Annotated in this window: 14 protein-coding genes; 5 read left to right on the top strand and 9 right to left on the bottom strand. The window is 66.5% G+C overall.

All coding sequences use genetic code 11. The features are described 5' to 3' along the window. The first annotated feature begins 72 nt into the window (after positions 1–72). Positions 73–1575, top strand: a complete 1503-nt coding sequence (locus CTA01S_RS06350; RefSeq protein ID WP_062193450.1) for a DUF294 nucleotidyltransferase-like domain-containing protein — start codon at positions 73–75, stop codon at positions 1573–1575. A gap of 16 nt (positions 1576–1591) precedes the next feature. Here CTA01S_RS06350 and CTA01S_RS16970 read toward each other — a convergent pair whose 3' ends face one another. Beyond that, positions 1592–3271: a methyl-accepting chemotaxis protein gene (locus tag CTA01S_RS16970; RefSeq protein WP_062193445.1), complete on the bottom strand. Its 1680-nt coding sequence runs from the start codon at positions 3269–3271 to the stop codon at positions 1592–1594. 235 nt (positions 3272–3506) lie between these two features. Beyond that, complete coding sequence (locus tag CTA01S_RS06340; RefSeq protein WP_062193442.1) at positions 3507–4322, bottom strand: IclR family transcriptional regulator; 816 nt, start codon at positions 4320–4322, stop codon at positions 3507–3509. A gap of 153 nt (positions 4323–4475) precedes the next feature. Between CTA01S_RS06340 and CTA01S_RS06335 the strand changes: the two genes are divergently transcribed. Both CTA01S_RS06335 and CTA01S_RS06330 read left to right on the top strand, forming a co-directional pair. Then, on the top strand, positions 4476–5444 hold the full coding sequence (locus CTA01S_RS06335) for a Bug family tripartite tricarboxylate transporter substrate binding protein (protein ID WP_062193439.1): 969 nt from the start codon (positions 4476–4478) through the stop codon (positions 5442–5444). A 132-nt stretch (positions 5445–5576) separates the two neighbouring features. Beyond that, positions 5577–7913 (top strand): cytochrome P450/oxidoreductase, encoded by a 2337-nt coding sequence (locus tag CTA01S_RS06330; protein ID WP_062193436.1) that lies wholly within the window; start codon positions 5577–5579, stop codon positions 7911–7913. Between the two features lie 24 nt (positions 7914–7937). Here the strand turns inward: CTA01S_RS06330 and CTA01S_RS06325 are convergent, their stop codons facing one another. The 7 genes from CTA01S_RS06325 to CTA01S_RS06295 all read right to left on the bottom strand — a co-directional run bounded on the left by CTA01S_RS06325 (position 7938) and on the right by CTA01S_RS06295 (position 16127). After that, positions 7938–10091: a 3'-5' exonuclease gene (locus CTA01S_RS06325; protein WP_062193432.1), complete on the bottom strand. Its 2154-nt coding sequence runs from the start codon at positions 10089–10091 to the stop codon at positions 7938–7940. Beyond that, complete coding sequence (locus tag CTA01S_RS06320; protein ID WP_019561207.1) at positions 10088–10465, bottom strand: response regulator transcription factor; 378 nt, start codon at positions 10463–10465, stop codon at positions 10088–10090. Before CTA01S_RS06320 ends, CTA01S_RS06325 begins: the two co-directional genes overlap by 4 nt. Next, positions 10434–13244: a sensor histidine kinase gene (locus tag CTA01S_RS06315; protein WP_062193428.1), complete on the bottom strand. Its 2811-nt coding sequence runs from the start codon at positions 13242–13244 to the stop codon at positions 10434–10436. Before CTA01S_RS06315 ends, CTA01S_RS06320 begins: the two co-directional genes overlap by 32 nt. 1 nt (position 13245) lies before the next feature. Beyond that, positions 13246–13443, bottom strand: a complete 198-nt coding sequence (locus tag CTA01S_RS06310) for a hypothetical protein (RefSeq protein ID WP_019561205.1) — start codon at positions 13441–13443, stop codon at positions 13246–13248. A gap of 86 nt (positions 13444–13529) precedes the next feature. Next, the gene (locus CTA01S_RS06305; RefSeq protein ID WP_019561204.1) at positions 13530–13895 is read right to left on the bottom strand and encodes a hypothetical protein; all 366 of its coding nucleotides are present in this window, start codon (positions 13893–13895) and stop codon (positions 13530–13532) included. Between the two features lie 107 nt (positions 13896–14002). Further along, a complete protein-coding gene (locus CTA01S_RS06300) occupies positions 14003–15856 on the bottom strand; it encodes a sodium:solute symporter family protein (RefSeq protein WP_026330237.1) in 1854 nt (617 codons plus the stop codon). A gap of 13 nt (positions 15857–15869) precedes the next feature. Next, positions 15870–16127: a DUF4212 domain-containing protein gene (locus tag CTA01S_RS06295; protein ID WP_062193425.1), complete on the bottom strand. Its 258-nt coding sequence runs from the start codon at positions 16125–16127 to the stop codon at positions 15870–15872. Between the two features lie 439 nt (positions 16128–16566). Here CTA01S_RS06295 and CTA01S_RS06290 point away from each other — a divergent pair, with 439 nt between their 5' ends. Both CTA01S_RS06290 and CTA01S_RS06285 read left to right on the top strand, forming a co-directional pair. After that, positions 16567–17775 (top strand): NAD(P)H-dependent flavin oxidoreductase, encoded by a 1209-nt coding sequence (locus CTA01S_RS06290; protein WP_062193422.1) that lies wholly within the window; start codon positions 16567–16569, stop codon positions 17773–17775. Positions 17776–17911: 136 nt separating this feature from the next. Further along, entirely contained in the window at positions 17912–19576 is a 1665-nt protein-coding gene (locus CTA01S_RS06285) for a L,D-transpeptidase family protein (RefSeq protein ID WP_084362319.1), read from the top strand. Positions 19577–19665: the final 89 nt, after the last annotated feature.

Raw genomic sequence — 19665 nt, 5'->3', positions numbered from 1 at the left:
GGGCCGCCAAGCGCTCGAGGCTTCTCGGTTTCCCCTCTGGTCAGGTCGGGGCTGGCCGGCGATGATGGGGCCATGGATGCTCCCCTGTCGGGTCTGGAACCGTCGGCGCCACCGTCCGAGCCCCATCGGGCGACCGGCCGCCGCGAGCAGCACCTGCATCTGCTGAACGAGCCGTTGTCGAGCTTGCGCTGGCGCGCGCCGGTCACGGTGCCGCCCACGGCCAGTGTGCGAGAGGCGGCGCAGCTCATGCAGCAGCAGGGCGTGTCGTCGGTGCTGGTGGTCGAACAAGGCCGGCTGTTTGGGCTGGTGACCGACCGCGACTTGCGCAACCGGGTCGTGGCTGCCGGGCTGGATCCGTCCCGTCCGGTGTTGGACATCGCGACGCTGGCCCCCCTGACCTTGGATGAGAGCCGCCCGGCGATCGAGGCGCTGATGCTGATGGCGCAACACAACATCCATCATCTGCCGCTGATGAACGGGTCGCGTGTCACCGGCCTGGTCACGGCGCGCGACCTCACCGAGCGGCACGGCACGACCGCGGTGTTCCTCGTTGGCGAGATCTACAAGCAGGCCGATCTGGACGGCCTGGTGCGCCTGAGCCGGCGCTTGCCCGAGCTGCAGCGCCACCTCGCGGCGGCCGACGCCTCAGCCCATGCCACGGGGCACTTGATCACCGCCGTCACCGATGCCTTCACCATCCGGCTGATCCAGCTCGCAGAAAATCGGCTGGGTCCGCCGCCGGTGGACTATGTCTGGGTGGCTGCCGGCTCGCAGGCCCGCTGCGAACAGACGGCCAAGACCGACCAGGACAACTGCCTGATCTTGGACGATGGCTACGACGAAGCGCGCCACGGGGCCTACTTCGAGGCTTTCGCGCGCTGGGTCTGCGATGGTTTGGCCGCCTGCGGTTATGTGCATTGTCCGGGCGAGATGATGGCCATGACGCCGGCTTGGCGTCAGCCCTTGCGCCGCTGGCGTCAGTATTTCCGCACCTGGATCGACGAGCCCGAACCCAAGGCGCTGATGCTGACCTGCGTGTTTTTCGATCTGCGTGCGGTGCATGGACGCGCCGATTGGCTCGATTCGCTGCGCGGCCACATGCTCGATCGCACGCGTGGCAACGGCATCTTTTTGGCGCATATGGTGGGCAACGCGCTGGCCCATCGGCCGCCGCGAGGGCTGTTTGGGGGCATTGCACCCATTCGCAGCGGCGAGCATCGCGGCGCCATCGATCTGAAGCACACGGGCATCGTGCCCATCGTCGATCTGGCGCGCATCTACGCTCTGGCGGCGGCCTTGAAGGAGGTCAACACGCAAGAGCGCTTGCAGCGCGCGGCCGACAGCGGCGAGATCAGCGCCGACGGCGCGCGCGACCTGCGCCAAGCGCTGGAATTTCTAGCGGCGTTGCGCATTCGCCACCAGGCCGGCCAGATCGCGCAAGGACGGGCGCCGGACAACTTCCTCGTCGTCGAAAGACTGTCGCACTTCGAGCGCAGTCAGCTCAAGGAAGCCTTCGACATCGTTCACACCTTGCAAAGCGTGCTGGAGCAGCGTTTCCAGTCGGGGTGGTTCTAGCCTGGGCGCGCGATGCTCAGTGCTCGCGCCAACCGCCGTCGGTGGCTTGCATCGGCGGTGGCTCGGAGGAAGCCGCCACGGCATTCCGGCTGGACGCCTGGGCCCGCTCGATCAGTGCGGCGGCTTGCTGCTCGCTGAGCTTGAACTGCGCGACGGCCTCCACCAAACGGCGTGCCTGCTGGGCCAGGCTGTCGGCGGCAGCGGCCGATTGCTCCACCAGCGCGGCGTTTTGCTGCGTCACTTGGTCCAGCTGGCCCACGGCGTCGTTGATCTGGTTCAGGCCGGAGGTCTGCTCGATGGTGGCCGCGCTGATTTCCTGGATCAGATCGGTCACGCGCTTGACCTGGGCCACGATGTCGCTCATCGTCTGCCCGGCCTGATCCACCAGGCCGCTGCCGGCTTCCACCTTTTCCACGCTGGCCTGGATCAGGCTCTTGATTTCCTTGGCGGCCTGGGCACTGCGCTGGGCAAGGTTGCGCACCTCGCCGGCCACCACCGCGAAGCCGCGGCCTTGTTCGCCGGCGCGCGCGGCTTCCACCGCGGCATTGAGCGCCAAAATGTTGGTTTGGAAGGCAATGCCATCGATCACGCCGATGATGTCGGCGATTTTCTTGGAGCTGGCATTGATCTCGCCCATGGTGTGCACCACCTCGCCCACCACTTGACCGCCTTTGCTGGCTACGTCGCTGGCCACGCCGGCCAACTGGGCCGCTTGGCGGGCGGTCTCGGCATTGTGCTGCACGGTGCTCACCAACTGCTCGATCGAGGCGGCCGTTTGCTGCAGATTGCTCGCCTGCTCCTCGGTGCGCTGGGACAAATCGGCATTGCCCGCGGCAATCTGGTTGGAGCCCGTGGCAATGTGGTCGCTGCTGGCGCGCACACTGCCCACCACGCGGCGCAAAGACTCTTGCATCGCATGCATGGCCATCACCACGCTGCCCGGCTTGGCGCGTGAGAGGTCGATCGACGTGGTCAAATCGCCTTGAGCGATTGCGTTGGCCACGGCCGCCACCTCGGCCGGCTCGCCGCCGAGCTGGCGCGTCAGCCGACGAGTCAGCCACACGCCCAGCCCCAGGCCCGTGGCCACGCCGGCCAAGATCAGCCCGATCGTTGCGATGCGCCCGCTGGCAAAGGCGGCCGAGGTGGCTTCGGCCAATTTCTGGGCGTCGGCCTGCTTGCGTTGCTTGAGTGCGGTCAGCCGGGTTTCGGCTTCACTGATCACGGGCCGCAAGTCTTCGCTGAGCATGTGGACCGCCGTCCAGGCTTCGCCGGGCGGCTCGCTGTCCAGTCGGGTGATCAGTTCGCTCAAGGCCTGCTGCACCTTGCCCAGCTGCTCGCGCGCGGCTTGCACCATTTGCTTGCCTTCGGCGGTGGTGAAATAGTTGTCGGTCTGATCCAGCAGTTCCAGCGTTTGGCGCATGCGCTGCTGCGCGGTGTCCACGCGCTCTTTGCGGGTGGTCAAGGTGTCGGCAAACACGGCATCCATGGCCGCTCGGTTGGTGGCTTGCAGCATCAAGGCGGTGTCGGCCGCTGCATTGAGCCCAATGACTTGCCGTTGGTACATGGCTTGGGCGTACTCGTTCATCTGGGACGTGCGCCACAAGCCCACGGCGCCGATCATCGCGCCGATGGTGCATACCGCGATGAACCCGCCGATGAGCTGGGTGCCCACGCGCCAGTGTTGGATGAATTTCATGGTCAAGAATCCCGTCGATGGCCGTACGACCCCCTCCGTGCTGACGAGGGGGGCTTGGATGCAACGGTTATCGGCCCGTGTGGGCTGCCGCTTGAGGGGGAGGGGCGGACCAGAGTGCGAAGATCGCGCTGCGGGACGGAATCCGTGATGGGGTGCACGGCGTTGCCTGCTGCCACGGGCAGGCGGAGCAAGCGGTGCAGCTGGGCTGACCAGGATGGGTGGCGTTGCGCAGCGGTCAGGCCCGGTGTCCGAGCGCTGCGCTGGCCGCACGGGCTTCGGCAGCCAGGGCCTGGGCGATCGGGCCCTGCGGCGAGGCATCGAACCCGCCGGTGGCCCCCAGCGCGGTGAGCACGGCGCGCACCTGCCCGCTGTGGTCGTATAGCGGTGCAGCCACGGCGCTGATGCCCTGCAGGTAGACGTCGCGAATACAGGCCAGGCCCAGGCTGCGCACTTCCTCGCGCAGCCGGCCGATCGGGTCGCGAGCATCCAGGAGCCGCCGCTGCTCGAGGCTGGCTGCGGCCAACTCCTCATGGGCCATGGCCTGCACCCGTGAGTCTTCGGTCAGCGCGAGAAACACGCGCCCAGTGGCCGACCACAACATCGACAACACCGAGCCTACCCGCACGTTCACGGTCACCGGCAGACCGGGTTCCTCAAACCGCACGATGGTAGGCCCTTTGTTGCCCATTACGGCGATGAAGCAGGTCACTTCCAACCGCTCGCGCAGGCGGGTTAGCGCGGGCTCGGCCACGCGCAGTGGGTCGGCCTGGCGCATGGCGGCAATGCCGATCTGGATTGCCTCGGTGCCAAGGTAGTAATGCTGCGAGCCGGTGTCCTGTTCCACCAGGCCTTCTTCCATCAGGCTTTGCAAGTAGCGGTGCACCTTGGCCGGGCTTTCGCCCACATGCGCCGCCAGTGCCGTCAGGCTCGCCCGCCCGCCCAGCCGGGACAGCCCCTTGAGCACCGCCACGCCAGTGGCCGCCGCCTGCACGCGCTGGCGGCGTTGGCGGGTCAGAGCGGAGGCGTCCTGGGTGACTGGGGGGCGGGGCATGGGCTTGGGCGGCAGCGCGGTGGCGTGAATGTTAGCGAGGGGGTTGCCATGCAGCCAACAACAGGTATGCGGGTTATCCAGGATCAATAAATTACGCAATGCGTATAAAAATTTCGCAGAGCGTAATTGGTCGCTGTTGGAAAGGAGCCCCCTATGAAGAAGTGCCTGTCTGCCCTGTTGCTGGCCCTGCCTCTGGTGCTGCCGGGGGGCGCGATGGCGCAGAGTTTCCCGTCCAAGCCGCTGCGTTGGGTCGTGCCTTATCCCGCGGGCGGCGGTTCTGACTTTCTGGCGCGCACGATCGGCCACGCGCTGTCGGCCGGGCTTGGGCAGCCCGTGTTGATCGAGAACAAGCCAGGGGGCAATACGTCGATCGCTGCGGTGGATGTGGCGCGTGCGCCGGCTGACGGGCACACCGTGCTGTCGGCCGACAACGGCACGCTGGTGTTCAATCCGGCGCTGTACAAGTCGCTTACCTACAACCCCGCGCGCGATTTCACGCCTGTCACCTTGATGGGGCGTTTCCCGATGATCCTGGTGGCCAACCCCGAGCAGGGGTTTGCCTCGGCCAAGGACTTCATCGTCAAAGCCAAGGCCAAGCCTGGCGCGTTCAATTACGCGTCGGCCGGCGCGGGCAGCCCGCACCACTTGGCCATGGAGCTGCTCAAGGTCGAGGCCGGCCTGTTCATGGTGCACGTACCCTACCGTGGGGCTGCCCCCGCTCTGGCCGACGTGGTGGGTGGGCAGGTGCCGGTGATGATGGTCGATTACGCTGCTGGCGCGGCCTTCATCAAGAGCGGCAAGCTCAAGCCGCTGGCGGTGGCGCATTCCACACGTTTGGCCCAGTTGCCAGACGTTCCAACCTTCGCGGAGCTGGGATACAAGAACGTCGAGGCCGCCGCACTCGTGGGGATGGTGGTGCCCTCGGCCACGCCGGCCGACATTGTCGTGGCGCTCAACAAGCGCGTGGTCGAGGCGATCAGGGACCCCGAGGTGAACAAGCGCCTCGTCGACTTCGGCGTCGAACCGGTGGGGAACACGCCTGCGCAGTACGCCGAACTGCTGCGCAAGGAAACCGCCCGTTGGCACAAGTTGATCCACGATCTCAAGATCACGCTGGACTGAGCCCGTGGACCGTCTCTCGATTCCGGCGGCGCATGGCGCGCTGCCTTGTCGCCGGTGGGCGGGGCGTGCCTGCCTTCATCGCGCCGGCTGTCTGCTTGCAGTGCCTTCCCGCAGGAGCCTTCGATGGAATCCATGAGTTCCTCCACCGCGGCCGCCGCTTCGCGGTGCCCGGTCGCGCACGCCGGTCACTCGGCGCCCAACGGTTGCCCCGTCAGCGCTCGGGCGGCCGAGTTCGACCCCTTCCAGGACGCCTACATGGAGGACCCGGCCGAGTTCGTGCGCTGGGCGCGCGAACAGGAGCCGGTGTTCTACGCACCCAAGCTGGGCTACTGGGTGGTGACGCGCTACCAGACGATCAAGGACATCTTCCGTGACCCCATCACCTTCAGCCCGTCCATCGTGCTCGAGCGCATCTCGCCCACGTCTGACGAAGCGCTGCGGGTGCTCCAGCAGTACGGCTACGCAATGAGCCGCACGCTCGTCAACGAGGACGAGCCGATGCACATGGCACGCCGCCGTGTGCTGATGGCCCCCTTCACCCCGGAGCACCTGGCCGAGCACGAGCCCATGGTGCGCGAGTTGGTGCGCAAGGCGGTAAACCGCTTCGTCAACGACGGCCGCGCGGACTTGGTCGACCAGTTGCTCTGGGAGGTGCCATTCACAGTGGCGCTGCACTTCCTCGGTGTCGATGCGGAGGACCGGGAGAAGATGCGTCGCTTCTCCATCGCGCACACGGTCAACGCCTTCGGTCGACCTTCACCCGAGGAGCAGCTGTCGGTGGCGCACACGGTGGGGCAGTTCTGGCAATTCGCTGGCGAGGTGCTCGAAAAGATGCGCCGCACGCCAGATGGGCCCGGGTGGATGCGCTACTCCATCCGTCAGCAAAAGCTCCACCCCGACGTCATCACCGACTCGTACCTGCACTCGATGATGATGGCCATCATCGTGGCCGCGCACGAAACGACCGCCTTCGCCTCGGCCAACGCGATCAAGCTGCTGCTGCAGCACCCCACCGCCTGGCGCGAGCTGTGCGAGGACCCGGCGTTGATCTCGCCTGCCCTTGAGGAGTGCTTACGCTTCAGCGGCTCGGTGGCCTCTTGGCGTCGCCGCGCCACGCGCGACGTGGTGCTCGACGGCGTGTCCATTCCCGCCGAGTCGAAGTTGTTGCTCGTGGTGGCCTCGGCCAACCACGACGGCGACCATTTCGTCGACCCGGACCTCTTCGACATCCGTCGCGAGAACTCGGCGGAACATCTCACATTCGGTTTCGGAGCTCACCAGTGCCTGGGCAAGAACATCGGCCGCATGGAGATGCAGATCATGATCGAGGAGCTGAGTCGAAGGCTTCCCCACATGCGGCTCGCATCGCAGCGCTACGAATACGTGCACAACGTGTCGTTCCGCGGGCCACAGCACCTGTGGGTGGAATGGGATCCGGCCCGCAACCCCGAGCGGCGCGACCCATCGGTGCTGGGCAGCAGGCATCCGGTGCGTATCGGGGCCCCGCTGGCACGCGACATGGTCCGTCCGTTGGTCGTGCGCGCCGTCGATGCGGTGGCCGAGGGCATCGTGCGCCTGCGGCTGGCCTCGCCCGATGGGCGCAGCCTGCCGCGCTGGAGCCCCGGGGCGCACATTGACATCGAGTGCGGAGAGACGGGCTTATCGCGGCAGTACTCGCTGTGCGGCGATGTGCAGGACGAGCAGGAATGGGTCGTGGCGGTGCAGCGCGACCCTGCGAGCCGAGGGGGCTCGGCCTGGATCCACGACGAGGTCCACCCGGGACAGGTCCTGCGCGTGCGCGGTCCGCGCAACCACTTCCGCCTGGACGAGACGGCCGGCCGGCTGCTATTCATTGCTGGCGGTATCGGCATCACGCCCATCATGGCGATGGCCGCTCGCGCCAAGGCGCTGGGCATCGACTACGAGATCCACTACAGCGTCCGCTCGCAGGCTGTGCTGGCTTTCGGTCGGGAGTTGCGTGCCCTCCATGGTGAACGCCTGCATCTGTATGTGAGTTCGGCGGGCCAGCGCAATGACCTCGGCCGCCTGCTCGGCACGCCCGATGCGGTTACGCGCATCTACGCCTGCGGACCTCGGCGTATGCTCGACGAATTGGAACAGTTGGCTGCCGTGTGGCCCGAAGGGGCCTTGCATATCGAACACTTTTCCGGTGGTGCAAAGCGGCTCGATCCGGCGCAGGAGCGGCCGTTCGAGGTAGAACTGCGCAACTCAGGGCTGCGCCTGCAGGTACCGGCCGACAAAACGCTCTTGGAGGTGTTGCGCGGGGCAAACGTGGACGTGCAAAGCGATTGCGAAGAAGGCCTGTGTGGTAGCTGCGAGGTGGGCGTGGTCGATGGTGAGGTCGATCACCGCGACAGCGTACTCAGCCGCGCCGAGCGCGAGGCGCATCGGCGCATGATGTCCTGCTGTTCCCGAGCGCGCTGCTCACGTCTGGTGCTCGACCTTTGACATACCGGCAGCCTAGCATGGCGGTCAGTAGTGAATACGGGCGTAATAGGTCTTTTTCGACGCTTCCCGCGCCTGCGCGAGGGTGTGGATGCCTTGGGCGGCCAGCAGGGGGAGGAGTTTGAGGAAGATCTCGGCCGTGACGATGGCGTCGCCCAGCGCGGTGTGGCGGCCGAACACCGTCACGCCCAGACGTTCGGCGATGGCCTCCAGCTGATGGGAGTCTTGGTGCGGGTGCACCACGGCCGACAGCAGCAGGGTGTCCAACACCGGCTGGTCGAAGCGCACCCCGGTGCGGGCTTCCTTCAGCTGCAAAAAGCGCATGTCGAAGGCCGCGTTGTGCGCCACCAGCACGGTGTCGCGGGCATATGCGTGAAAGGCGGGCAGGACTTTGTCGATGGTGGGTTGGCCCAAAAGCATCTCCGGCGTGATGCCGTGGATGGCCGTGGAGGCCGGCGGGATCGGGCGTTGCGGATCGACCAGTTGCTCGAAGCATTCTTGGCGCAGCAACTTGCCATTGACGATGCGCGTGGCACCGATTTGGATGATTTCGTCCCCGCCGGTGGGCTCCAAGCCCGTGGTTTCGGTGTCGAACACGGTGTAGACCAGGTCCACGAGCCGGCGCTCGGCCAGGTCTTGGTTGGAATCGCTGGTCTGGAACAGATCGAAATCGTAGAACTCCGGCCGGCGGTCCTGAGGGAGCAGGGCTGTTGCCGCGGGGGCTTCCGGGGCAGTGGCCTGCGGGAGCAGGAAACGGAAGAAGGCCTGATTGCGCGTGCGCTCGCGTTCGAACCAGAATTCGCCGCCGTGGCGGTCGAGCACTTCGCGCACGCTCAGCGGGGAGGCGCCCGCGCCGCCCTGCATGGGGTCGAGCTCCCAGCTCATCACGGTCTCGGTGCTCATCGCCTGGCCGGGCCAGACCAGGTCCAGGTGGGCATGTGCGCCGGCCGGGGCCAGGCGCAACTGCAAATAGCGCACCTGGTACTCGTCCACCAGCCGGCCGGCCAGGTAGGCCAGGGCCTGCAGCAACGAGAAGCTGTCCACGCGCAGCCACACGGTGGCATCGACCTCGCCGACGTTCACACGAGCGCCGTGGATGGCTTGCAGACGCTGGGCGGCGGCGGCGACGAAGTCGGCGCCGAGCATGTCCTCCAGCGGCCAGCGGGTGCGCCGCGCTTCGGTGCTGCGCTGGGCCAGGTCGTTGAGCCGGCGGCTCATCGTGGCCGTTTCCTCGCGCACCACGTGCTGCAAGCGCTCACGCATCGATGCGTCCAGTGCAGGATCATCCAGCACTTCGACGGCCGCCCGCAGCGACGCCAGCGAGGCGCGCGTGCCTTGGATGAGGTCGTGCAAGACGCGGTCGCGCTCGCTTTCGGCCTCGAAGGCCTCGGTGATGTTCTCCAGCATCAGCAAAAAGCCGCCCAGGCCCGACTCCGATGGATCGCGCACCGGCGTCATCTGCACGCGCAACAGCTGGCCCGTGGGCGTGCTGGTGACGAACTGGGCCGAGGGGTCGGGCTGACCACGTGCCATTTGACGGCGTAGGTGGTCTAGCGCATGGGCCACCAGACGGCGGTCGATCACGGTGTAGATCGAGCGGCCCAGACCGATCAATTCCGCTCCGTCGGCCAGGGCCGGCGTGCTGGACAGGGCACGGAACTGGCTGCGCGCACGGGCGTTGTACAGCAGCATGCGTCCGTCGAGGTTGCACACCACCACGGCTTGCCGGAGCTCGGCCATCAGCGCGGCCAGGCGCGAGCGTTCCTGTTCGATGCGTTGGCTGGCCAGGCGCACTTGCTGGGCCATGTCCTCGCGCAGCCGCGCGCGTTGGCGCACGAGTTCGTTGATCACCCCGGTGAGTGCACGCAGCTCGGCGCTGCCGCGCGGGGTGATTTCGCGCACGACGCCGGTGCCCAGCACGGTTTGGGTGTCCTCGGCCAGTCGGGCCGCCGCGGTGATCCAGCGCCGATAAACCGGGCGCAACAGCAACACGACCAGGCCCAACGTGACGACGAAGGCCATGGCGATCAAGGGGGCTCGCTCGGTCAACACCGTGCGCAGCATGTGGCGCTGGGGCTCATCGACGGTGGACCACACCAGCGCCACGCTCAGCGCGCCCCACGACAGCAGCGCCAGCGCGAAGGCCAGCAAGGCCAGCACGAAGCGGCGATCGATCCTCACGAGCCCTGTGCCTCCAGCATCTCGCGCACCTTGCCCACCAGGTCCTTGGTGGAGAAGGGCTTGGTCACATAGGCGTCGGCACCCAACGCCAACCCTTTGGCGATGTCGGTGTCGCGCCCTTTGGCAGTGAGCATCAAGATGCGCACGCCGCGCAGGCGCTCGTCGCTGCGCACTTCCTGGCACACTTCGAAGCCGTTGCGGCGCGGCATCATCACATCGAGCAGCACCAGGGCCGGCGGGTCGGCACGGATGGCCTCCAGGGCCTCCTGACCATCACGCGCCAAGCTCACCTCATAGCCCTCGCGCTTCATCAGGTATTCCAGCGACAGCAAGATGTTGGGCTCATCGTCCGCGATGAGGATCTTGGCAGGCATGCTCGTCTCCGGTGGGGCGTTCTTGATGCATCGATTCGTTCGTGGGCGTCCAGGGCAGCCACAGGCAGAAGCAGGCGCCGGGGCCGTCTTCCTCGCTCAACCACATGCGTCCGCCGAAATGCTCCACGATCTGCCGGCTGATGGGCAAGCCCAGCCCGGTGCCTTGACGGCGGATGCTCTCGTCCCCGCCCTGACGGAATTTTTCGAACACCGTGGACCGCAGCGACTCGGGGACGCCGGGGCCATTGTCTTGCACCTCGATGCGAACGCCGCGCTCGTCGGGCAGGACCCGAACGTCCACGCGGCCGCGGCCCTGCGGCACGAACTTGGCGGCATTGGTCAGCAGGTTGAACATCACCTGCATCAGCCGGTCGCGGTCGGTGCGCAGCGTGCGCAAGCCCGGTGGCAGATGCAGGTGGACTTCGGCGCCGCGCTCGTGGAAGAGCTCTCGCGTGGTGTTGACGGCTTGCTCCAACAACGCAGCCAAGTCCACGTCGGTGGGGTGCCATTCGGCGTGGCCCGACTCGATCTTGGCCATGTCCAGCACCTGGTTGACCAGTCGGCTCAGGCGTTCGGTTTCGCTGACGATGAGACCCAGGAATTGCTGGCGCTGGGCGCGATCCATGTCCGCGTCGTCGAGCATCAGTTCGGACAGCGCCCGGATGGAGGTCAGCGGTGTGCGTAACTCATGCGTGACCGAGGACATGAAATCATCCTTCAAGCGGTCGAGGCTTTTGAGCTGCTCATTGGCTTGGCGCAGCTCGGCCGTGAGCTGCTCCAGCGCACGCGATTTTTCCTCCAGCTCGCGCGAGTGGGCTCGCAGTTGCGAGGTTTCCTCCAGCATGCGCATCACGTCGTCCAGATCCAGGGCTTCTTCTTCGACCACCGAGGACACCATCACGCGCGCCGAGGCGCTGCCGATGGCGCCGGCGAGCTGGGTTTCCACGTAGTGCACCAGGCGGGCGTCGGCCGGGATGCGCTCGATGCTGGGCGCACCGACCTGGCGGGCATAGTCCTCGAACAGCCGCTGGGCATGTGCCGGACCGAGAAAGCGTGAGACCAGCGGCAACAAATCGGCCACGTGCGCGCGGCCGCGCCAGAACACCGGACGGGTGGCCTGGGTGCGATCGAACACGTCGACGAACAGCATGGCCTGGCTGGTTTCATGGGCCGAGGGGCCGCGCCACAAGGACAGGCCCACATAGGCGCCGATGTTGGCCAACAGGCTCCAGAACAAGGAGTGCGTGAGCGGGTCCAGCCCGCTGAGGCCCAGCAACGCTTCGGGCTTGAGCAGTTCCCAGCCGAAGGGGCCTTGCTCCAGCAGCGAGGTCTCCAGCCAGCCCGACTTGACCAGTGAAGGCAACAACAGCGTGTACATCCACAGGGTAAAACCGGCCAACAGGCCGGCCATCGCGCCTTCGCGGGTGCCGCCTTTCCAATACATGCCCCCCAGCATCGCCGGCGCGAACTGGGCCACCGCGGCAAAACTGATCAGACCGATGCTCACCAGCGCGTAGGCTTCACCGGCGAGGTGGAAGTACAAGTAGCCCAGCAGCAAGATGCCCACGATGGCCGCGCGCCGGATGCCCAACAGCACCCCGGTCAGATCGCCGCCCGAGCGGGCTTGCACGCGCCGGGTGCGCAGCAGCCAGGGCATGATCAGATCGTTGCATACCATGGTCGAGACGGCGATCGACTCGACGATGACCATGCCCGTGGCGGCCGACAAGCCACCGATGAAGGCCAACAAGGCCAAGGCCTGTTGGTCGGCCGACAGCGGCAGCGAGATCAGGAAGCCCTCGGGGTCGTGGCTGCCTTTGTCGAAGTGCATCAATCCGCCCAGCGCGATGGGCAGCACGAAGAGATTGATGAGCAGCATGTAGGCCGGGAAGGCCCAGGCGGCGCGTTTGAGGTGGTTCTCATCGACGTTTTCCACCACCATCACTTGGAACTGCCGCGGCAAGAAGATGACCGACAGCATCGACAGCAGCGTCAGCGCGAACCACGAGCCGTAAGCAAATCCATGGCCCTGCCCCGCGCCTTGGGAGGGGCTGAGCAGGGCAGCCAGTTCCGGGTCGGCCAGGGCCCGGCCGAACAGATCGCCCAGGCCGTCGTACAGCCCCCAGGTGACGAAGACGCCGACGGCCAGGAAGGCCAGCAGCTTGACCAGCGACTCAAAAGCAATGGCTGCGACCATGCCTTCGTGGCGTTCGGTGCTGTCCAGGTGGCGCACCCCGAAGACGATCGTGAAGCCGGCCAGCACCAGCGCGACATACAACGCGGTATCCTGCCACCAGGCCGAGCCGGAAACCCCCCCGGGGGGCGCCGGCGGCTGCGTCAGCAGGCCGTAGCCCACGGAGATGGCTTTGAGCTGCAGCGCGATGTAGGGCACGATGCCTACCACCGTGATCAGCGTCACCAGCCCGGCCAGGGCGGGGCTCTTGCCATAGCGGCTGGCGATGAAGTCGGCGATGGAAGTGATGCGGTACGTCTTGGCGATGCGGATCATCTTGCGCACCACCATCCATGCCAGCACCATGGCCAGCGTCGGGCCCAGGTAGATCGGCAGGAACCACACGCCTGCGGTGGCGGCGCGACCCACGCTGCCGAAGTAGGTCCAGGCGGTGCAGTACACCGCCAGCGACAAGGTGTAAATCCAGGCATTGCCGATGATCGATCGACCCTCGGCCGCGCGACGGTCGCCATGGTGGGCCACGGCGAACAACAGCAGCAAGTAAGCGAAGGCGGTGACGATGACCAGCGGCGCGCTGAGCACCATGTCAGTCGTCCAGGCGTTCCACGAGCCAGGCGGTCATGCCGATCAGCACCGCCCACACGAGGAAAAGCGCTGCGGGGAACAGCGGCACCCCCAGCACCGTGGCCTCGCGGTCCCACAGCGCCATCAGCGGAAAGTTCAGCAACAGCCAGCCGGCGAAGAACACAAACACCAGCCGCTGCGCCCCCAGACTCCTGAACATCGGTGTCTCCTCATTCTGGGCGCGCCGTTCATGGCGGCAAGGCTCTCCTTGCAACACGAATTGTGCCTGTGCCTTCGACGGCGGCCTTACGGTGAACTCCCAGGCCGCCGGCGGCCCGCTACCGCAAACCCATGGGCCTGCCGGCTCAGGGCGAGGGAGGCGAAGATCTTGATCCACAGCGTCGAGCCGGCAATGGCAATCCATTCATCGCGGCTGAGCGCCTGGAAGCCCAGCACCGCCACCAACACCGCCACCAACACGAGGCCCCCCAACAGGTTGATGGCCAGCTCATAGGGGGCGTAGCGCTCGGCATCGGGCGGCGGCAGCCCCTTCTTGAGCGCCACCTCCGAGAAGTCGCGGCGTACCCCAATGCGCCAGGCGCGTCGCAGCCAGAAAAACGCCACTGGAACGAGCGCCAGCAGAAAGAACCAATTGAGGAGATAGATGCTCATGACCGTGGACCGTCGCAGCGTCGATTGTTGGCCAAGAAAAGACCCCGCGCACCGGCGGGGTCGGGGCGGGCCGTGCAGACAGACGACCCGCGGCGGCTGCGTGCCGCTCAGTGCGCCGTGGCGGCGCCGGCGCCCTTGGGAGTGCGCACGGCGTCCACCATCGCGGCAATGTGCGAGGGCACGGGGGCCGTCATCTTACTGACCACAAAAGCCACGGCGAAGTTCACCAGCGCGCCCACGGTGCCGAAGGCTTCGGGGGTGATGGTGAAGAAGCTGTTGGCTCCGCCGATGAGGTGGACATACTCGGTGCCCTTGATGAAGAAGATGCCCTTGTGTGCGAACACATAGAACAGCGTCACGGCCAGACCCGCGATCATGCCGGCGCTGGCGCCTTTGTCGGTCACGGTCTTGCTGAAGATCCCCATCATCAGGGCCGGGAAGATCGTCGAAGCAGCGATGCCGAAGGCCAGGGCCACGGTTCCGGCGGCAAATCCCGGCGGGTTCAAGCCCAGATAGCCGGCCACGAAGATGGCGCCGGCCATGGCGATCTTGCCGGCCACCAGTTCGCCTTTTTCGCTGATATCGGGCTTGATCGCACCTTTGATCAGGTCGTGCGAGATGGCCGAGGAAATCGCCAGCAACAAGCCTGCTGCGGTAGACAGCGCTGCGGCCAGGCCGCCGGCGGCCACCAAGGCGATCACCCAGTTGGGCAGTCGCGCGATCTCGGGGTTGGCCAGCACGATGATGTCGGCGTTCACCGTCAGCTCATTGCCTTTCCAGCCTGCGGCCGCGGCCTTGGCCTGCACCTCCGGGTCCTTGGTGGCACTGTTGTAGAACTGGATGCGGCCATCGCCATTCTTGTCTTCCCACTTCAGCAGCCCCGTGGCTTCCCAGCGCTTCATCCACTCGGGGCGCTTGTCATACGGCAGGCTGGCTTCGGGGGAGAAGAGGTCAGGCTTGGCCTTGATCACTTCGGGGTCGACGACCAGCTGTCCGGCCTCGTTCTGTGTGATGCCCACGGCCGTGTTGGTGGTGCCAAACAGGTTCAGACGGGCCATGGCCCCCACGGCCGGGGCGGTGGTGTACAGCAGCGCGATGAACACCAAGGCCCAGCCGGCCGACGACCGGGCGTCGGCCACCTTGGGCACGGTGAAGAAGCGCACGATCACGTGCGGCAGGCCGGCCGTGCCGATCATCAGCGAGATGGTGTAGAACAGCATGTTGATCGTGCTGCCGGCCGTGTTGCTCGTGTACTGTGCGAAGCCGAGATCGGTGATCACTTGATCGAGCTTGGACAGCAGCGACACGTCGGTGCCTGCCAAGTTCGCGCCCAGGCCCAGCTGCGGCAGGAAGTGTCCGGTCAGATTCAGCGAAATGAAGAATGCCGGCACCAGGTAGGCCAGGATGAGCACGATGTACTGTGCCACTTGGGTGTAGGTGATGCCCTTCATCCCGCCGAACACCGCATAGGCGAACACGATGGCCATGCCGATGTAGATGCCTTGGTCGCTGGTGACGCCCAGAAAGCGTGCGAAGGTCACGCCCACGCCGGTCATCTGACCGATGATGTAGGTGATGGAAGCCACCAACAGACAGACCACGGCCACATTGCGGGCAAACTGCGAGTAGTAGCGGTCGCCGATGAACTCGGGCACCGTGAACTTGCCGAACTTGCGCAGGTAAGGCGCCAGCAGGCAAGCCAACAGCACATAGCCGCCGGTCCAGCCCATCAGGAACACCGCGCCGCCGTAGCCCATGTTGGAGATCAGGCCGGCCATCGAGATGAAGGAGGCTGCGCTCATCCAATCGGCCGCCGTGGCCATGCCATTGGTGACGGGGTGCACGCCACCGCCGGCCACATAAAAGTCCTTGGTGCTGCCGGCGCGGGCCCAGATGGCAATGCCGATATAGATCGCGAAGCTCAGCCCCACGATCAGGTAAGTCATCCATTGAAGATCCATGGTGCGCCCCCGATCAGTCTTCCTGCATGCCGAATTGGCGGTCGATCTGCTTCATCTTCTTGGCGTACCAGAAGATCAGCGCGATGAAGATGTAGATCGACCCTTGTTGGGCGAACCAGAAACCCAGGGGATAGCCCCCGAGATGAATGGCATTGAGGGCCGGGGCGAACAAGATGCCGGCCCCATAGGACACCAGGGCCCAGATCAGCAGCACCTTGGTCAGCAACCTCAGAGTGGCCGACCAGTAAGCCTGCGCGTTGTTGTTGTCCATCGAGTGTCTCCTCTCGAAACGAGAAATTGCATTGCGGGCGTGGATGGCGCCGCCCGTCCCAACGTGTGGCAGCACGCGACGCTGCATCGACGCAATGCAATGTGACCGGCCCGGCTTACGTCCACCTTATTGCGCGGGTTTGTCCTGAGGGATGCGGGCGCGTGTGGTCGTTCAAGTCGCACGCCCGGATGGGGTTGTCAGGTGGCCGTCAAGGTCATGGGGCATTGCATGGGCAGCCCCAGGTGATCGAAGTCGGTGAGGTGCATGGGGTCGATGTGCCCGCCGGTGGCGTTGTGCCGGCCTGGTCCACCGGCAACGTCGTCTCACGCGCCAAGCCGCCGGTGCTCGTGCTGCATCGACGATCGTTCATTGAGCAGGCTCAAGTCACGACTGACGAGATGCGCTTACCTTCTCACCCTCTCCATCGAGCGGTGTGTTCATGTCTGAAGTCGCGTCTTGTGTCGAACCTGCATTGGCCGGGCTGCTCGAGCGCAGCGGCCTGTCGGCGCTACGCCTGCGGGGGCGGCGTCTGTTGCCCATCGTCCAGGGCGGCATGGGGGTGGGGGTGTCCGCCCATCGTTTGGCCGGCAGCGTGGCTGCGCTGGGCGGTGTGGGCACGCTCAGCAGCGTGGACCTGCGCCGTCACCATCCCGACCTGATGGAGCGCACCCGTGGCTTGGGCAGCGGCGAAGCGGCCAAGCAGGCCATCGATGCGGCCAACCTCGAAGCCATCGACCGCGAGGTGGCCGCGGCTCGCAAGCGCAGTGCTGGCCGAGGTTTGTTGGCGATGAACGTCATGCGCGCGGTCAGCCAATATGCCGCTAGCGTCAAGCGTGCATTGGAAGCGGGTATCGACGCCATCGTGGTGGGTGCTGGCTTGCCGCTGGACCTGCCCGATTTGGCGCAAGACCATCCGAAGGCTCTGCTCATCCCCATCTTGTCGGACAGCCGCGGCGTGCAGCTCCTGGTGAAGAAGTGGGAGCGCAAAAAGCGTCTGCCCGATGCGATCGTGATCGAGCATCCGCGTCTGGCCGGGGGCCATCTGGGCGCTGCCAAGGTCGCCGATCTGAACGACCCCCGATTCGATTTCGAGCGGGTCTTGCCCGAAACCCGCGAGTTCCTGCACAAGGCCGGCATCGAGCGGGAGATCCCGCTCATTGCCGCCGGGGGCATTCGCACGCATGCCGACATCGCCCGCGTGCAGTCGCTGGGGGCCAGCGCCGTGCAGCTGGGCACCCCGTTTGCCGTGACCGAAGAAGGCGATGCACACCCGGAGTTCAAACGGGTGCTGGCACAAGCCCGCGAGGAGGACATGGTCGAGTTCACCAGCGTGGCTGGTCTGCCCGCGCGCGCGGTGCTCACCCCTTGGCTCAAAGCTTATTTGGGCATCGAGGCCAAACTGCAAGCCGCCGCACGCGCCAAGCGTCGCTGCACCAAGGCCTTCGATTGCCTGGCCCAATGTGGGCTGCGCGATGGACGGCCGGGCTGGGGCCAGTTTTGCATCGACCATCAACTGGCCGCGGCCTTGCGAGGCGATGTGAAGAAGGGCCTGTTTTTCCGCGGCGTGGGTGCGTTGCCCTTTGGGGATCAAATTCGCAGCGTGCGTGAGCTCATCGAGCGGCTGCTCACGCCAGCGGCGGCCGCTTGAGGGCCTTGCATGCGCATCTTGCGCATCCGTGGCGAAGCGGCGCGGCCGGCCGCATCGTGCCACCGCGGCCAAGGCTCAGGCTCGCCGATTCGGGGGATGCCGTCAAAGCCGGCATCGGCGTTACCCTTGGCACCCCATGCGTCGATCTGCTTTGTGTCTTGCGATTTGTGTGGCCGTCTGTGCCGGCATCGTCACGGTGCCTCGCACCGTGGCAGCACCGCTGCCGACCCCATGGCTTGAGCATCCCGAGTCGGTCTGGGCTGCGCCCGTGGCGCCGGCCGAGGCCGAGGCCCTGCGGCGCTTCTACGCATTGGGCCCTCGCGGCTGGCGGTGGTTCGATGCCCAGGGCCGGGCGCGTCCTGGGTTGGCCGAGGCGCTGTCGGTGCTGGCCGCCGCCGAGGACGATGGATTGCACCCCGCCGACTACCAGGCGCATGAACTCGCCCGGGCCGTTGGTGCCGCACTCGATGCAGCCCCCAACGCCGAGGCTGCCGACGTGTCGGCGCTCGATGTGCGTTTGAGTCTGGCCGTGCTGCGCTTGCTGCGCGATCTGCACTTGGGCCGGGTCGATCCGCGCCGAGATGGCTGGAAGCGTCGGCCTGCGACCGTGGTGCCCGACTTCGCCGCCGTGTTGCATCACGCCCTGGAGGGCGGCCGGCTGGCCAGCGCCTTGCAGGCCCTGCGCCCCGCCTGGCCGGCCTACGAGGCCCTGCGTGTGACCTTGCCCGCACTGCGGGCCCAGGCAGCGCGGGAAAGGCAAGTCGCATTGCCGGTGTTTCGCCCCGGCTTGCGCCCTGGCCAGTCGCATCCCCAGGCCCGGCAGGTCTTCGAGCGGCTGCGCTTTTTGGGCGAGCTGCCAGGCGATGCGCCCGCCTCTGGCGACCCGGACATGTATGACCCGGCCTGGGAGCCGGCCGTGCGGCGCTTTCAGGCTCGTCATGGACTGAACGACGATGGCGTCATCGGACCGTCGACCGTGGCGGCGCTCAACGTTCCGCTGTGGCAGCGTGTGCGCCAGGTCGAATTGAGCCTGGAGCGGCTGCGCTGGATGCCCTTCGTGCCGGGCCGGCCGCTCATCGTGGTCAATGTGCCGATGTTCCGTTTGTGGGCCTATGCCGATGCCACCGAGGCGCCGGTGCTGGAGTCGAGGGTGATCGTGGGCCGCAGCGGCAAACACCCCACGCCCTCCATGATGGAGGAGCTGCGCTACCTGGTGTTCCGTCCCTACTGGAACGTGCCTCCCAGCATCCTGCGCGAAGAAGAACTGCCGCGCCTCGAAGCGGACCCGGGCTATCTGCAGCGCCACGACAAAGAAGTGGTGGCCGCAGCGTCGGACCACTCGCCGGTGGTGCCTTTCGGGGCCGAGGCGCTGGCGGGGCTGCGCGCGGGCAGCCTGCGCTTGCGCCAAAAACCCGGGCCAGCCAATGCCCTGGGCGCCGTGAAATTCATGATGCCCAATGACGAGGCCATCTACCTGCACGACACGCCCTCGCGCGGCCTTTTCCTGCGCGAGCGTCGCGACTTCAGCCACGGCTGCGTGCGCGTGCAAGAGCCCGCCGCCCTGGCGACTTGGCTGCTGCGTGATCAACCCCCGTGGAATGCGCAGCGGGTGGCCGCGGCGATGCGAGACGATGCCGCGGCGTCGCAATACGTGCGGCTCGAATCGCCGGTGTCGGTGGCCTTGGTATACCTCACGGCCTGGGCCGAGGCCGCCGGGGCGCCCGTGCGCTTTGCCGACGATGTCTATCGACGTGATGCGCCGCTGGCGCGGGCGCTGCAGCCGCGCCGCGCGGGCCGATAGCTCCTTGGAAGGCAGCCCGCCGGGGGCGGGGCTGCCGCAGGCCGTCTGCCGTTCGATCGGCGCGTGCGGTGCGGCCCGCGCCTTGCGGT

The sequence above is a fragment of the Caldimonas taiwanensis NBRC 104434 genome (genome assembly GCF_001592165.1).
GTDB lineage: Bacteria > Pseudomonadota > Gammaproteobacteria > Burkholderiales > Burkholderiaceae_C > Caldimonas > Caldimonas manganoxidans.
The sequence above is the reverse complement of the archived record's forward strand: the minus strand, read 5'-3'. Positions and strand labels throughout refer to the sequence as shown.

Coding starts and splice junctions, on each gene's coding strand:
- CTA01S_RS06285 (WP_084362319.1), top strand. CDS start 17,912: ATGCGTCGATCTGCTTTGTGTCTTGCGATTTGTGTGGCCGTCTGTGCC.
- CTA01S_RS06340 (WP_062193442.1), bottom strand. CDS start 4,322: ATGCCCCGCCCCCCAGTCACCCAGGACGCCTCCGCTCTGACCCGCCAA.
- CTA01S_RS06305 (WP_019561204.1), bottom strand. CDS start 13,895: ATGAGCATCTATCTCCTCAATTGGTTCTTTCTGCTGGCGCTCGTTCCA.
- CTA01S_RS06350 (WP_062193450.1), top strand. CDS start 73: ATGGATGCTCCCCTGTCGGGTCTGGAACCGTCGGCGCCACCGTCCGAG.
- CTA01S_RS06295 (WP_062193425.1), bottom strand. CDS start 16,127: ATGGACAACAACAACGCGCAGGCTTACTGGTCGGCCACTCTGAGGTTG.
- CTA01S_RS06300 (WP_026330237.1), bottom strand. CDS start 15,856: ATGGATCTTCAATGGATGACTTACCTGATCGTGGGGCTGAGCTTCGCG.
- CTA01S_RS06335 (WP_062193439.1), top strand. CDS start 4,476: ATGAAGAAGTGCCTGTCTGCCCTGTTGCTGGCCCTGCCTCTGGTGCTG.
- CTA01S_RS06315 (WP_062193428.1), bottom strand. CDS start 13,244: ATGGTGCTCAGCGCGCCGCTGGTCATCGTCACCGCCTTCGCTTACTTG.
- CTA01S_RS16970 (WP_062193445.1), bottom strand. CDS start 3,271: ATGAAATTCATCCAACACTGGCGCGTGGGCACCCAGCTCATCGGCGGG.
- CTA01S_RS06320 (WP_019561207.1), bottom strand. CDS start 10,465: ATGCCTGCCAAGATCCTCATCGCGGACGATGAGCCCAACATCTTGCTG.
- CTA01S_RS06290 (WP_062193422.1), top strand. CDS start 16,567: ATGTCTGAAGTCGCGTCTTGTGTCGAACCTGCATTGGCCGGGCTGCTC.
- CTA01S_RS06330 (WP_062193436.1), top strand. CDS start 5,577: ATGAGTTCCTCCACCGCGGCCGCCGCTTCGCGGTGCCCGGTCGCGCAC.
- CTA01S_RS06310 (WP_019561205.1), bottom strand. CDS start 13,443: ATGTTCAGGAGTCTGGGGGCGCAGCGGCTGGTGTTTGTGTTCTTCGCC.